This window comes from Streptomyces sp. (genome assembly GCF_035563135.1).
GTDB lineage: Bacteria > Actinomycetota > Actinomycetes > Streptomycetales > Streptomycetaceae > Streptomyces.
The window spans coordinates 1-14760 of the sequence record NZ_DATMVN010000404.1 but is presented as its reverse complement, the minus strand read 5'-3'; the positions used below and the strand labels follow the sequence as shown (position 1 = coordinate 14760).

Annotated in this window: 9 protein-coding genes and 2 pseudogenes; 6 read left to right on the top strand and 5 right to left on the bottom strand. The window is 70.2% G+C overall.

What is annotated here, in order from left to right; genetic code table 11:
- The coding region (locus VN520_RS17700; protein WP_325747896.1) for an FAD-dependent oxidoreductase at nucleotides 1–505 on the bottom strand (505 nt) is incomplete at its 3' end.
- Nucleotides 506–579: 74 nt separating this feature from the next.
- Here VN520_RS17700 and VN520_RS17695 point away from each other — a divergent pair.
- The 4 genes and pseudogenes from VN520_RS17695 to VN520_RS17680 all read left to right on the top strand — a co-directional run.
- Nucleotides 580–999: a YjbQ family protein gene (locus VN520_RS17695; protein WP_325747895.1), complete on the top strand. Its 420-nt coding sequence runs from the start codon at nucleotides 580–582 to the stop codon at nucleotides 997–999.
- Between the two features lie 338 nt (nucleotides 1000–1337).
- Nucleotides 1338–2325: pseudogene (locus tag VN520_RS17690) on the top strand (aldo/keto reductase).
- 803 nt (nucleotides 2326–3128) lie between these two features.
- The gene (locus VN520_RS17685) at nucleotides 3129–6383 is read left to right on the top strand and encodes a GH92 family glycosyl hydrolase (protein ID WP_325747894.1); all 3255 of its coding nucleotides are present in this window, start codon (nucleotides 3129–3131) and stop codon (nucleotides 6381–6383) included.
- A gap of 227 nt (nucleotides 6384–6610) precedes the next feature.
- A pseudogene (locus VN520_RS17680) lies at nucleotides 6611–6910 on the top strand (transposase); the annotation flags it as partial.
- Nucleotides 6911–7389: 479 nt separating this feature from the next.
- Here the strand turns inward: VN520_RS17680 and VN520_RS17675 are convergent.
- Nucleotides 7390–7809 carry an FKBP-type peptidyl-prolyl cis-trans isomerase gene (locus VN520_RS17675; protein ID WP_325747893.1) on the bottom strand — a complete coding sequence of 140 codons (420 nt, stop codon included), beginning with the start codon at nucleotides 7807–7809 and terminating at the stop codon, nucleotides 7390–7392.
- A gap of 391 nt (nucleotides 7810–8200) precedes the next feature.
- Between VN520_RS17675 and VN520_RS17670 the strand changes: the two genes are divergently transcribed.
- Nucleotides 8201–9745, top strand: coding sequence for an FAD-dependent oxidoreductase (locus tag VN520_RS17670; RefSeq protein ID WP_325747892.1), 1545 nt, complete (start codon nucleotides 8201–8203; stop codon nucleotides 9743–9745).
- Nucleotides 9738–11195, top strand: coding sequence for a fatty acid--CoA ligase family protein (locus VN520_RS17665; protein WP_325747891.1), 1458 nt, complete (start codon nucleotides 9738–9740; stop codon nucleotides 11193–11195). The genes VN520_RS17670 and VN520_RS17665 overlap by 8 nt, the downstream gene beginning before the upstream one ends.
- Nucleotides 11196–11312: 117 nt before the next feature.
- Here the strand turns inward: VN520_RS17665 and VN520_RS17660 are convergent, their stop codons facing one another.
- From VN520_RS17660 to VN520_RS17650, 3 genes are all read right to left on the bottom strand, one after another.
- Nucleotides 11313–12578 carry a cation:proton antiporter gene (locus tag VN520_RS17660; protein WP_325747890.1) on the bottom strand — a complete coding sequence of 422 codons (1266 nt, stop codon included), beginning with the start codon at nucleotides 12576–12578 and terminating at the stop codon, nucleotides 11313–11315.
- Entirely contained in the window at nucleotides 12575–13957 is a 1383-nt protein-coding gene (locus tag VN520_RS17655) for a cytochrome P450 (RefSeq protein ID WP_414719875.1), read from the bottom strand. The genes VN520_RS17660 and VN520_RS17655 overlap by 4 nt, the downstream gene beginning before the upstream one ends.
- Nucleotides 13954–14760: alpha-hydroxy acid oxidase (locus VN520_RS17650; protein WP_325747888.1), on the bottom strand; the 807-nt coding region annotated here is incomplete at its 5' end. The genes VN520_RS17655 and VN520_RS17650, both read right to left, overlap by 4 nt.

Here is a 14760-nt window from a genome sequence, read left to right as displayed (position 1 = left end):
CCGCCGGCCCCGGATAGTCCACGGTGTGCAACTGCCGCCCCCGGAACGTCTCCTGACCCGGACAGCGCGGCCAGAACGGCCGGTCCCAGGTGCCGGTGGCGTTGATCAACGCACGCGTGGCGTACGTACCCTCGGAGGACTCGACGAGCAGCCGGCCGCTCTCGCCCTCGCGCACGGTGCTCACCTCGACCGGACGGTGCACCCGCAGACCGAGGCGGTGCTCGTACGCGTCGAAGTACGCACCGATCACCTCGGACGACGGGCGGCTGTCGTCGGCGTCCGTCAGCTCCATGCCGGGCAGGGAGTGCATGCCGTGCACCTTGCCGTAGGTGAGCGACGGCCAGCGGAACTGCCACGCGCCGCCGGGCCGGGGTGCGTGATCGAGCACGACGAAGTCCCGGTGGGGCTCGAGGCCGGCCCGCCGCAGGTGATAGGCGGCGGACAGCCCGGCCTGTCCGGCACCGATGACGACCACGTCCAGCTCACGGATCCCGAAGTTGTTCACGTTTCTACCAACCGGATCCAGCTCCTGCGTCTTCCCGGACGCGCGATCTCTCCTGCCCGCGACAGAATGGGCTCATGTCCTCCTTCACCACGCATCTGCTGAGCGTCACCACCGGACGGACCGAGACGGTCACGGACCTGACAGCGGACTGTGAACAGTTCCTCGGCCGGGTCGCTCCCGGCGGAGACGGCCTGCTCAATGTCTTCGTCCCTCACGCGACCGCCGGGATCGCCGTCCTGGAAACCGGAGCCGGCAGCGACGACGACCTCCTCACCGCCCTGCAGACCCTGCTCCCCGCCGACGACCGCTGGCGCCACCGCCACGGGACCCCGGGCCACGGCCGCGACCACGTACTCCCGGCCCTGGTCCCCCCGCACGCCACCTTGCCGGTGATCGGAGGGAGGCTGGAACTGGGGACCTGGCAGTCCGTCTGCCTGGTGGACACGAATCGCGACAATGCAAACCGTCAGGTCCGCCTGTCATTTTTCGGGTAGGGCTGCGTCTGCCGTCACTGGAGGAGTGATGTCCGGCCGCACCAAGTGAGAGAGGCCCGGCTCCGGGCGGGGCTGGATGAGCAGTGCTGCGCGGCGATGTGCGCCTGGGGAGGATGTCATCCGCGAGGAACTCGGCATCATCCGCATCGAACGCGTGCCGACCGGCGATGCCTGGGCCTGACCTTGGTCAGGCCATTGCCGGCAGCGGGCTGACGTCCGCCGCCGGGGCGCCCGGGGACTTCGCCCCCGGAAAGCCCCGGAACGCTTGACCTGGAGCGCACTTCACCACGCAGACTCCCCATCGAGCCCGGACCACCGGACCGAAGGGGAGGACAACCATGGAATACCGCACCATAGGCACCGACCCCGCCCACCGGCGTGAGGTGAGCGTGCTCGCGCTCGGCGCGATGCTGTTCGGTTCGCTCACCGACGAGAAGACCTCTTTCGCCCTTCTCGACCGCTACGTCGAAGCGGGCGGGAACTTCATCGACACGTCCGACAACCACGCCTTCTGGACCGACGGGAGACAGGGCGGTCACAGCGAGAACGTCCTGGGCCGGTGGCGGCGCAGCCGGGGCGTCGGTGACGAGATCGTCATCGCCACCAGGCTCGGTGCCCGTCCCCTGGCTCCCGGTACCGGCTTCGTCGACAACCCGGAGGGTCTGTCGGCCAAGGTGATCCGCGAAGCGTCCGAGGCCGGCCGGGAACGGCTGGGTGTCGACAAGCTGGCCCTGCTGTACGCACATATCGACGACCATTGCGTACCGCAGCAGGAGACCGTCGAGGGTTTCGGCGCCTCGGCCGTGGAGGGTACGGCCGGACTCCTCGGGGCCAGCAACCAGGCGATGTGGCGGGTGGAACGGGCCCGGGCGCCGGCCGCCGCGGCCGGGCTGCCCGGATACGAGGTGCTCCAGTACCAGCACAGCCACCTGCGCCCCCCGGTTCGACGTGCCGAGCGACCTCTTCCCGGACGGCAGCCTCGGCCACGCCGGCCCCGAATCGTTCGGCTACCTGCGGGCAGATCCCACCCTGACCCTCGTCGCCTACTCCCCGCTGCTCCCCGGTGCGTACGTACGCGAGGACAAGCCGCTGCCGCCGGACTACGACCACCCGGGCACCCCGGCCCGGCTCGAGGAGCTGCGTTCCGTCGCCCGGGAGACCGGCGCCACCGTCAACCAGGTCGTCCTCTCCTGGCAGATCGGCGGCGAGCTGCCGGTCATCCCGCTGGCCGGGGCGTCGTCCCTGGCGCAACTGGAGGAGAACCTGGCCGCCCTGGACCTGGAGCTGACAGCCGATCAGCGAGCCCGGCCCGACACCGTGCACTGACGGTCCACGCGGAAGATTCGAACCCACGACCTCTTCGTCCTGAACGAAGATCGGGTCGACCTGCGGGAAGCCACATGGCTACCTGATGCACCAGTACAAGCCGGTGCTCGGCAGGGAGGGGAATCCCGTAAGGCCCTGTGAGGGGCTGTGGGACCGAGCGACCCACGAAGCGTTGGAGAAGGTGATACTCCACCGAACGGTGCCTTGGACACGCAACTCGAATCGTGAGTATCTCCTGACGAAGACCGCCCTGTGCGGGCAGTGCCACATCCGGCTGTACGGCGCACCTGATCAGACGGACCTGGCAGCGGCAGCTGCTCAACCCCACTCCGTTTTCCGCCGACCTGGCTCGGATGCGCGTTCAGCAGGCGGCGGAGCCGGATCTCGGGTGTCACATGATTGTTCCGCTCGCCAGCGGCTACCGGTTGGCGCTCCGGGCCTGGGGATTCCATCCCACCCTGTACCTCGACGTACCCGACGAGGTCTCGGCCCAAGCCGTCGCGCGGTTCCTCTCCGGCCGCGAGGGCTTGGGCCCCTCTCCGTGTGCCGTTGGGTGGCGCATCCGCCCCGCAGGCCGCGCGCCAGGGCAGGCAGGTCGCTTGTCGACGCCCCACTCCGGAGAATCGATGCAGCGCGTCAGAATTTGCCCCGCTCACCCAGTGACATCCAGGGCGGCCGGGGATTATGGTGCGAACGAACAGAGTGACAACGTTGTCAGTTAAGCAGGACTCGAAGGGAAATACCCCATGCGGTTTGCTTTCAGACCGTTCCGTCCCCGTGCTTCCGGTATGACAGCCGGTCTGATGGCCGCCGTACTCGTGAGTGGTGGAGTGGCCGGCATTGCCGAGCCCGCCGCCGCCGCCGCGGGCGCGGAACCGATCGATCTGGTCAATCCGTTCGTCGGAACCCAGAACTTCGGCAACACCTTCCCCGGGGCGAGCGCGCCGTTCGGCATGGTCCAGGTCAGCCCGGACACCGGCGGCCAGGGCGGCTACGACTACAAGCAGGACTCGATCTACGGATTCAGCCAGACGCACCTGTCCGGTGTCGGCTGCGGCGTCATGGGCGAGCTGCCCATCATGCCGACCACGGGTGCGGTCGACTCCGTGGACCCGAACACCTACCGCTCCCCGTACAGCCACGACGACGAGCAGGCCGGTCCCGGCTACTACCGGGTGGGGCTGAAGAAGTACGACGTCGACGCGGAACTCACCGCCACCGAGCGCACCGGGTGGCAGCGCTACACCTTCCCCTCCACCGGTTCGGCCAACGTCCTGTTCAACACGGGCAAGGCCAACCAGTCCGTGCTGGACTCCGAGGTGCACGTCGTCGGTGACCGCACCATCGAGGGCCGGGTGCACGCCGGGGGCTTCTGTGCCGGCCACGACGAGCACACGGTGTATTTCAGCGCCACCTTCGACCGGCCCTTCAAGGCCTACGGCACGTGGGACGGCGCGGACCCCGAACCCGGCACCCGCGACGCGGAGGGAGACGGCCGGAACGGCGCCTGGGTGACCTTCGACGCGACCACCGACCGGGACGCCGTCCTGAAGGTGGGGCTGTCCTACACCGGTGTGGAGGGCGCCCGTAAGAACCTGGCCGCGGAGACCGAGGAATCCTTCGACTTCGACGCCACGCGTGCGGCGTTGCAGGACACCTGGAAGAAGCAGCTGGATTCCATCCGGGTCGGCGGAGGCGCGGCGGACCGGCAGAAGGCCTTCTACACCGCGCTCTACCACAGCCAGTTGCACCCGAACCTCGCCGGTGACGTCGACGGCATGTACCAGGGGTTCGACAACAAGACGCACACGGCGAAGGACTACACGCCATATCAGAACTTCTCGCTCTGGGACACCTACCGGCCGCAGAACCAGCTTCTGCAGATGCTGGAGCCGAAGGTCGCCCGGGACGTCGCGCTGTCGGTCGTCGCGGCCGGCCGGGACGGCGGCTGGCTGCCCCGCTGGGCGCTCGCCAACAGCGAGACCAACATCATGACCGGTGACCCGGTCACGCCCTTCCTCGTAGAGGCCTGGTCGAAGGGTCTGCTCGCCGGACACGAGGCAGAGACCTACGCGTTGCTGAAGAAGAACGCGACCAGCACCCCGCCCGCCGACTCGCCGTACAACGGACGCTCGGGATCGGACCACTACACCGAGCGCGGCTACATCCCGTCAGGTCTCGAGCTCGGCAAGGACTGCGCGGACAAGGGCGGCGACAACGACTGCAAGCACCCGGCGTCGGCGACGATGGAGTACTCCGCCGCCGATGCGTCGCTCGCGCTGATGGCCGACCGGCTCGGACACAAGTCGGACGCCAGGATGTTCGCCGCGCGCGGCCAGTGGTACCGCAACCTGTGGGACTCCTCGATCCAGCAGTTCCGGCCGCGGACGGCTGACGGCACCTGGCTCACGCCCTACGACCCGGTCGAGGCGGCGCACCAGTTCCACGAGGGCGGCGCGTACCAGTACCAGTGGCTGGTACCGCAGGACCCGGCCGGTCTCGTCAGCCTGATGGGCGGCCGGAGCGCCACCGAGAAGCGGCTCGACTCCTTCTTCGTCCACGACAAGCTGCTCACCGACCCGGCGGGCACCGCCCGGAACGACTGGATCTCGCAGCCGTACGACTACTACGGCAAGCCGACGTACAACCCGAACAACGAGCCGGACCTGCACGCCCCGTACATGTACAACTGGGTCGGCGCCCCGGCGAAGACCGCGACCGTGGTGCGTGCGGCGATGACGCTGTTCACCAACGGGCCGGACGGGATGACGGGCAACGACGACCTGGGCACCATGTCGGCCTGGTACGTCTTCTCCTCCCTCGGCCTCTACCCGACGATGAGCGGCGGCGACTTCCTGGCCGTGTCCAGCCCGCAGTTCGAATCGGTGACCGTCCGGATCGGCAGCTATCCCAAGGCGTCCGGCACCAAGGGCCAGGGCGGCACGCTGACGATCGAAGCACCCGGAGCGAGCGACACGAAGCGGTACGTGCAGAGCGTGGCCCTGAACGGCCGGGACGTACCCCGGACCTGGCTGAGCTGGAACAAGCTCGCGCACGGCGGAACCCTTGCCCACCGGCTCGGGACCTCCCCCTCCTCCTGGGGCACGGGCGAGGGCGCCCAGCCGCCTTCCGTCAACCAGGCATCCCCCGACAGCCGCAAGCACGTCGACGCGTCGCTGCGTCCCGCCTCGGCGGTCGTCCCCACGGGTGACGCCGCACAGACCGCGAAGTTCACGCTGGACGTCCTCGGGCAGGCTCCCGGCAAGCTGAACGTGTCGGTCACGGCGAAGGTGCCCAGCGGCTGGAAGGCCACGACGGCACAGCGTTCACCACTGGTGATCGATTCCGGTCACCTCCCGGTCCAGAAGAAGGTGTCGCTCGACATCACCGTGCCCCCGGGCGTCGCGGCCGGGTCCTACCCGGTGGAGGTGAAGGTCGCGGGCCGAGGGACGAACTCGGTCACCCGCAAGGCCACCGTCACGGTGGGAGCCGCCACGACCTGCGCGAGTGAGGCGAACGGACAGTGCGCAGTGGACCTGCGCGCAGACCTCGGCCACGACGGCACGGCCACGGTGGCGAACTCCGACGAGGGCGACTTCGACGGGCATGGCTGGAGCTATGACGGCGACCTGCTGCCCAAGGCGGGGCCGGTCACCTGGGACGGGGTGACGTACGACGCGCCGGACCCCACCGGCACGGCGAGCAACTTCCTCGAAGCAAGCGGGCAGGCCCTCCTGCTGCCCGCCGGACAGCACAGTGCGCTGCGGCTGGTCGGATCGGCGCACAACGGTCCTGTGACCACCACACTGACCGTGCACTACACGGACGGCAGCAGCACGGAGGCACCGGTGACCTTCGGCGACTGGGCGGGCTCCGCGCCGAACGGCAGCACGGTCCTCCTCGACATGCCGCACCGCATCAAGCGGGGCAGCGGTGTCGACGGGCCGTCCATCCGGCTCTTCGGTACGGCCGCCGAGCTCGATGGGGGCAAGACGGTCCGTTCGGTCTCGCTGCCGGACGACTCCCGCGTCGAGATCTACGCTATGACGCTCGTCTAGAGAAGGACGGCGGACCGCCGAAACCCAGCCGGCGGTGCGCCGTTCCGGATCGGCGCACCCCGCTCATCAGGACCCCGGCGCGAAAGCGCCGGGGCCCTTCGCGTACTCGCCCACCCCGGCATCCGGCCCACCGTCCGACGGGCGCCGACGCCTGCCCGGACGGAGCGGCCACGGCTGCCGTGCCGTCGGCATCTCCGGGTACGGCGCCGGCCACGGACACCGGTTTCGACGGCCCCATCGTTCTCATCCGGGGCAACCTCAACGTCCACAAAGCCGCAGGTCCGCGGGAGTTTGTCGAATCCCGTGACGGGCTGACCATCCACTACCTGCCGCCCTACGCACCCGACCTCAACCTCCTCGAAGGCATCTGGTCACTCCTACGGCGCGGCTGGCTCTCGAACGTAGCCTTCAGCACCCCGGAACACCTCGTCCGGACCGTCCGGCGCGGCCTGCGGCACATCCAGTACCGCAGCCACCTCATAGACGGCTGTCTCACCGGGACCGGCCTGACCATCCGACCCGCCTGACCAGCAGCACGACATCCCGAGTTCAACCTCAGTAGTCCGAGGACGCCTTGACGGAGTCCGGTGGACACGAACGTCGACAATGCGGACCGGCAGGTGCGGTTGAGCTTCTTCGGACAGTGCGTCGCTTCGGTGGGACTGCAAAGGGGGAGCCCGGCCGCACCAAGTGAGGGGGACGGTCGCCACATGGCTGTGCGGCACCTGACGGCAGGTTCGACGCCCGCTGGCTGCGAACCGACCTGCGCCGCGCTGACCTGCCAGGTGGGCTGCGATGAAGGCGGACGTCGCGGAACCGGGCACCGGTGCCGCTGAGACGGTTCCCGGAGCAGTTCGGTCCACGGAGCCGGAGTGCTCTCGGAGGGTGATGGCGATTCGGCCGGCCTCCGGGTCCGGCAGCCGGACCGGATTGCCGCTCGCGCCGGCAAGCAGGGAGTGTCCCTCGGCTGTGACGTCGCTCAGAGGCCCCTCCTGGAGTGCCGGATTCAGCCCGAGCCGGTCGGCCCGGGACTCGTTCCGGCGGGCCCGCCCACGACCGTGAGCAGGTCCACGACGAAGACCAGTGTCGAGCCCGCCGGGATCAACGGAGAGGGTGACTGCTTGCCGTAACCGAGACGTGGGGGAACGATGATCTCGCGCCGGCCGCCGACCTTCATCCCCCTCACTCCCCGGTCCCAGCCCTTGATGACCCTGCCACCGCCCACGGCGAACTTGAACGGCCGGCCCCGCTCCCAGGAGGAGTCGGACTCCCTTCCGGACGCGAACGTGACCCCTACGTAGTGAACCTGGACGACCCTGCCCGGCTGCGCCTCGGGTCCGTCCCCGACCACGAGGTCCCGGATCGTCAGCTCGGTGGGCGCGTCACCCTCCGGAAGCTCGATTCCGGGCTTCGTCAGTTCGCTCATCACGGTCCCCTCGCTCGCCACCGGGCACCCCTGCACGGGCCGGCCTGCCGCATGGACACTCCATGCGGCAGGCGATCACGCTACCGGCAATGCCCATGCTCCGAGGCGCGCCCCGTGCCACGGAAGACGGTTCTCGTATCCGAGGGATGCACCGGAACGGGAGCCGGCCTCACCTCTGCGGGTGGGTGCCCGGTGACCAGGGGCCACGACATCTGCGCTTTTGCGCCATGGGCAAAAGGGTTCACCTTCCCCGCAACGCATGAAGGTCGCGCCGGAGAGCGCCGGCCGCGCGGCCTTGGGCCCCCGGCCGGCCCCGGACGTCCCCGCGTCCTCGGCAGCGGCAGCCTCCAATCTCAGAGCCCTCTGATTTCGCGCCGCTAGCGTCCCGCCCATGGTGCGCGAATACTTGATCATCGGGGCCGGTCCGGCCGGACTTCAGCTTGCTGCTTCGCTGGAACGCGAGGGACGCGACTACGTCGTCCTGGAGCGGGGGAGCGTACCGGGGGCGTTCTTCACCACGTATCCCCGGCACCGGAAGCTGATATCGGTCAACAAGGTGAACACCGGCTACACCGACCCGGAACTCAATCTCCGCATGGACTGGAACTCGCTGCTCAGCGACGACCCGAAGCTCCTCTTCCCTCAGTACAGCGAGCGCTATTTTCCGCACGCGGACGACTTCGTGCGCTATCTGGCCGACTTCGCGGAGCGCACCGGCGTCCGCGTCGAATACGGCACGGAGGCTGTCCGGATCTCCCGCGCGGACGGAGTCTTCACCGTCCTGGACCGCACCGGACGGACATGGCGGGCCCGGCGGCTCGTCGTGGCGACCGGTGTCTCCCGGCTCAATGTGCCACCCGTCCCCGGCATCGAACTCGCCGAACGCTACGACACCTTCGACCCCGACCCGGCGTCCTTCACCAATCAGCGGGTCCTGGTCATCGGCAAGGGCAATTCCGCGTTCGAGACGGCCGACGCCCTCATGGAGAAGGCCGCGGTCATCCACGTAGCCGGCCCGCACTCGGTCAAGATGGCCTGGAAGACCCACTTCGTCGGGCATCTGCGCGCGGTCAACAACAACTTTCTGGACAGTTACCAGCTCAAGTCGCAGAACGCGGTCATCGACGGCACGGTGGAGAGCGTCGAGAAGAGCACCGCCGGAGGGTTCCGGGTGATGTTCCGATACGCCCGGACCACGGAACGGCTCCGCGAACTCCACTACGACCGGATCATCGTGTGCACCGGCTTCCGCTTCGACGCCACCGTCTTCGACGAGACGTGCCGCCCCGCGCTCGCCATCGACGACCGGTTCCCCGAACAGACCTCTGCCTTCGAGTCGGTGAACGTACCTGACCTCTACTTCGCCGGGACGCTGACCCAGCAGCGGGACTTCAAGAAATGCACCAACGGGTTCATCCACGGCTACCGCTACGGGGTGCGTGCCCTGCACCGCATACTCGGCTCCCGCTACCACGGCACACCCTGGCCGGCCCAGCCGCTGACCGCGGCGCCGGAAGCGATCGCCGACGCCGTCGTCGCCCGCGTCAACCGCTCGTCCGCTCTCTGGCAGCAGTTCGGATTCCTCGGCGATGTGGTCGGTGTGGACGGCGGCCAGGCCCTCTACCAGGAGGAGGTACCGCTCGACTACGTCACCGACGGTGGCCTCGGCCCCGCCGCACACCGGTTCGTCGTCGATCTGGAGTACGGGCCGAACCACGACCACGTCGACCCGTTCGACGTCACTGTCCCGCGTGTCGTGGAGAACGACGTCGACCACGCCATGGATTCCGTCTACCTCCATCCCGTCGTCCGCCACTACCGCGACGGAGTGCTGGCCGGTACCCACCATCTGGCGGAGAACCTGGAGAACGACTGGGACATCCCGGCGGTCCACCAGCAGCCACTCACCGCGTTCGTGAGGGCCTGTCTTGGCTGAGCAGTTCCCCGGCGGCCTGCTCGATCTCCTCGACGCGGCGGGCGACCGCCCGGTGTTCGAGCACGCCGGCCGGGTGGTTTCCGGAGCGCAGCTCCTCGGCCTGGTACGGAGGGCGGCGAACGGCCTGCGGCAGCACGGAGTCGGACCGGGGCACGGCGTCGCCATGCTGCTGAGCGTCGGCCCGGAGGCGTTCGCCGCCATCATCGCGGCCCATGTGGTCGGTGCCCGCGTCGTCGGAGTACGGCCGGGCCTGACCGAGCGGCAGCAAGAGCATCTGCTCCAGGACGTCGGTGTCCGCGTCACCGACCGGGCCGGCAGTCCGGGCGCCCGGCGGCCCGGGCTCGTCCTCACTCTCGACGGGCTGCTGTCGACGGCGGACGACGGTGCCCGGCCGCGGGTCTCGGCACGGCCGGGGGACATCGCCCGGCTCATCCACACCAGCGGCAGCACCGGCGTACCCAAGGCATGTGCCCAGACCTATGCGGCGATGACCGCGGCCTGGGTGCTGCGGCCGGACGACTGGCCGCCCGCCATCCGCGAACTCGCCGGCCGAATGGACCGGTTCCTCGTGTTCGGCACCCTGGCGAGCCAGGTGATGATGGAGTACGGGCTGCTCGCACTCGCCGCCGGCGGCACCTTGGTGGCCGCCGATTCTCCAGCCTTTCCCGATGCCCTCGTGCGTCACCGGGCGACCGCCTCCGTCATCACCGTGGCCCGCCTGACTAAACTCGTGGCGAGCCAGCGCGAGTCGCCCGTGGACCTGAGCAGCCTGCGCGCACTGATGGTGTCCGGGTCGCCGCCGGCGCCGGCGCGGCTGCGGGAGGCCGCCGACGTACTCGGCCCGGTCGTCTTCCACGGGTACGGCCAGACCGAGACCGGCATGATCTCCATGGCCACGCCCGAGGACGTGCCCGGTTCGCTCGGAGTGCCGCCCGTGACCCTGGAGATCCGGGATGCCGCGGGCCGCCCCGTTCCGCCCGGGACCGACGGGGAACTCTTCGTCCGGACACCGTCCCAGAGCACCGGCTACTGGCGGGAACCCGCCCTCACCGCCGAGGTGTTCACCGACGGCTGGGTGCGCACCCGCGACCTGGGACGTCTCGACGCCTTCGGCCGGCTGTGGCTCACGGGACGCATGCGTGACGTGGTCATCGTCAACGCCGATGTGTACTACGCCGGTCCTGTCGAGCGACTGCTGGCCACCCATCCCGCGGTGGCCGAGGCCCACGTCGTCGCTGTCCCCGACGACACCACGGGGGAGGCCGTCCACGCCTTCGTCGTACCCGTCACCGGCCGCACACCGGTCCTCGGTGACCTGCGCGCGCTGGTGGCCGCGGAGCTGGGGGAGGCGTGCGCACCGACCGGCCTGACGCTCATCGAGCAGGTGCCGCTCACCGCGGCGGGGAAGCCGGACAAACGACGGCTGGCGGCGGACGGCCCGGACCGGTGAGTCCTCAGCCCGCGCGCCACCCCTGGCGGCCACGACAGCCACGCAGTTCCCCGGCGGCCTCACGCACCCGGGCCGGCCCCGTCCTCGTTCGCGACGCGAGGGCGGGGCCGGCCCCGTTCAGGGGGTCCCGGCCGCGACGGTCTCCTCCGGGTGACCGGCTCGTGCCGGCCGCTCCCGCCGGTCGAGCACCGCGAGCAGCGGCGTCGCCATCACGGTGGTGGTGATGGCGACCACGACCAGGGCACTGAACATCGCCTGCGTCACGATGCCCGCCGCCAGCCCCAGATTGAGCGCGATCAACTGCATCAGGCCCCGGGCGTTCATCAGCGCACCGACCCGCAGGGCGACCTGCTGCGGCTCACCGGCGGCGCGGGCGGCGAGCCAGCAGGCACCGAACTTCCCGGCGACCGCGACCGCCACGCACGCCGCCGTGAACAGCAGTACCGACCCGGAACCCAGCAGGGTGAAGTCGGTGTTCAGTCCCGAGTAGGTGAAGAAGAGCGGCAGGAACACCGTGCCCACCGGCTTGAGTGTTTCCACCGTGCGGTCCAGTTGCACCGAGCGGGGGAACACCACGCCGAGGCTGAACGCCCCGAAGACCGCGTACAGCCCGACCACATCGGTGTACCAGGCGATCAGGAACAGCACACCTACCAGCACCAGCAACAGGTTCTCCGGCGCCGCCCGTTCGGCGAGCAGCACGGAGCGGCCCCGCAGGCGTATCACCACCGCCAGCACCGCGATGAGGCCGAGCCCGCCCGCGACGGCAGCCGACACCAGCCCGGCGCTTCCGCCGGCGATGCTGAACACCCCGGCGAGCAGCACCCACGCGACCGCGTCGTCGACGGCGCCGGCGCCGAGCGACAGCTGTCCGAACCTCGTCCCGGTCAGGCCGCGCTCGGCGATGATCCGGGCCAGCATCGGGAACGCCGTCACCGCCAGTGCGACGCCGACGAACAGGGCCGACACCATCAGTGGTACATCCGGGGCCAGGGCACCGGTCCGTTCGCCGACCGTGATGATCAGCACCACACCGAGCACCACCGGTACCACCACACCGGCGGCGGACACCAGGCCGGCGGTCCGGGCCACACCACGCAACCGGTCGACCCGGAACTCCCAACCCACGTAGAACATGAACGCGACGAGGCCGATCTGCCCCACCACATAGAGGACCGGGCGCAGTTCCTGGGGGAAGAGGCCCGACTCGACGCCCGGGAGCAGAGCGCCGAGCACCGAGGGGCCCAGGACGACGCCCGCGAGCATCTCGCCGACGACGGGCGGCTGACCGACCAGCTGCAGCAGTCGGCTCACGATCCGGCAGACCACCAGGATCACCACGACGGCGAGGAAGAACGCGGATCCGAGCTCCGTGGCAGTCATCTGTTGTTCTCCCCTTCCGGGCGGGCGACCGGGCAGTGTCCTGCCGGTCGCTCCTCGAAGTAACGTGTCGCCGGCCGCAGCCGGCGGGCGTGCAGCACCATGACCGTGCCGAGCACCAGCTGGCGCACCCCCCGGGTGATGTCCTCGACCTTGTCCCGCAGCCGGACGAATCTCCGTAACACCATGAGGCGGCGGGAGGCGGGGGGCAGGCCGCGGGGAATCAGCAGACAGGGGGCGCCGTGCGGGATGGACCGGGTGTGTGAGGCCGTCGAGTCCAGCCGGAACCGGCTCATCACCTCGCGTACCGCGGCGCGCAGCACGAGAGGTGAGAGCCGCCACGCCGGACAGGGCCGGTTCGCCGCCGTTCCGAAGGGGATGTGGTGGACGTCCTTGGAGGCCAGGTCGGTCCAGCGGTCCGGGTCGAACTCCCCGGGCCGGTCGTATCCCGTGGCGTGGTAAGCCGGGTAGTTGAAGCACACGACGGTTCCGGCCGGCAGCACCGTGTCCTCGTCGAGCGGGACCTCGCCCGTGGTGATGCGGTGCGCGATGCCGAAGAGCGGGTACAGCCGCATCGTCTCGTCGAGGATGTGCGTGAGGTACCGGTCGTCCTCCGGGTCCGCCACCAGGCGGTGCTGCACCTGGGGGTGGCGTGCCAGGGCGAGCAGGACGTGCGCCGTCGCCTCGGACAGTTGCACGACGGCCGTGTTGAAGAACGTTCCCTGCAGATAGTGCACCTGTTCCTGCCGCGACAGCGTCCCGGGCAGCCGGTGCGGTACGTCGCCGGCCGTGATCCTGTCGTGCAGATAGGCGGTCAGCCGGGCCCGGCGCCGCGGGTGGCGCAGTCCGGTGCACTTCAGAGAGGTGATCACGTCGTGGGCGTGCGCGGTGATCAGGTCCCGGGCGTGCGACGGGCACGGCTCCTGGAACACCAGCCGATAGCAGAACTCGGCCCACGCGGGCATCACCAGGTCCCGCAGCCGCACGGCGCTGATCCGGGTGTCCGGCACCGTGTCCAGCACCCTGGCGACGGCTCGGGCGGCCGCCGCCGTGAGGTCGGCCGTGCTGCCGGCGAGGATGCGCCGTGTCGTGGCGGCCACGTCCTCGTAGCGCTCACCGGGTTCGAGGTGCTCCTGGTGCACCTCCGGGCCCGGCGCCAGCCAGTACCAGAACAGATCGGACAGGCCCGCGCCCGCGCTCCGGCCGTCGGCGGCCGGATGGGCATAGACCCGCTCGAAGACCTCCGGTCCGTGCGTGGAGCTGGGCAGGGTCACCGCCCGGTCCCCGTTGACCTTCTCGAAGATGCGCACCCGCAGTGCCACCACACCGCGCGGCAGCCACCAGGTGGCCGCTGCGGCCGCTTCCGGCCCGCTCCTCCTCACCACGTCCCGCCTCTCCGGACGGCCATGTCCTTCGTCAGATCGGCGTTCTGCCGCCCTCCGCACAGGGCGAGGGTGTGGTCGTACTCGTCGCGCAGTGTCGCGAGGACCCGCCGCACTCCCGCCTCTCCCTCGGCGGCCAGGCCCCACACCACGGGGCGTCCGACGCCGACCGCACTCGCGCCCAGCGCGAGCGCCACCGCGACATCGCTGCCCCGGCGCACCCCGCCGTCGAGCAGGACCGGCACCCGGCCCGCGACCGCGTCGGTGATCGCGGGCAGACAGTCCACGGCCGGCGGGACCGCGTCGCACTGGCGGCCTCCGTGGTTGGAGACGATCACCCCGGCCGCACCGTGCTCGACGGCCAGCCGTGCGTCGTCCGGATGCAGCACTCCCTTGACCAGCACGGGAAGTGAGGTGTCGCGCAGGACTTCGGCGAAGTCCGGCCAGCGGGCCGCCGGGGACATGGGGATGGCGGTGAGCGCGCCCGGTCCGGCGCCGGGCAGGCCGCGCATGTTCTCCGCGGCGTAGCCGGGCGGCAGGTCGGTGAATCCGTTGCGCAGGTCCCTGGTGTGCCGGCCGAACACCGGCGAGTCGACGGTGACCACCAGTGCCGTGCAGCCCGCTTCCTCGGCGCGCCGGACGAGTGCTCCGGTGACCTCTCTGCGGGGGTGCAGATACAGCTGGAACCACACGGCCGGGTCCGGGGCCGCTTCGCGCGCCGCGGCGACGACGTCGAGGACCGCGGTGGTCGCGGCCGTCCCCGTCACCAGGACGGCGCCCTCGGCCGCGGCGGCACGGGCCGT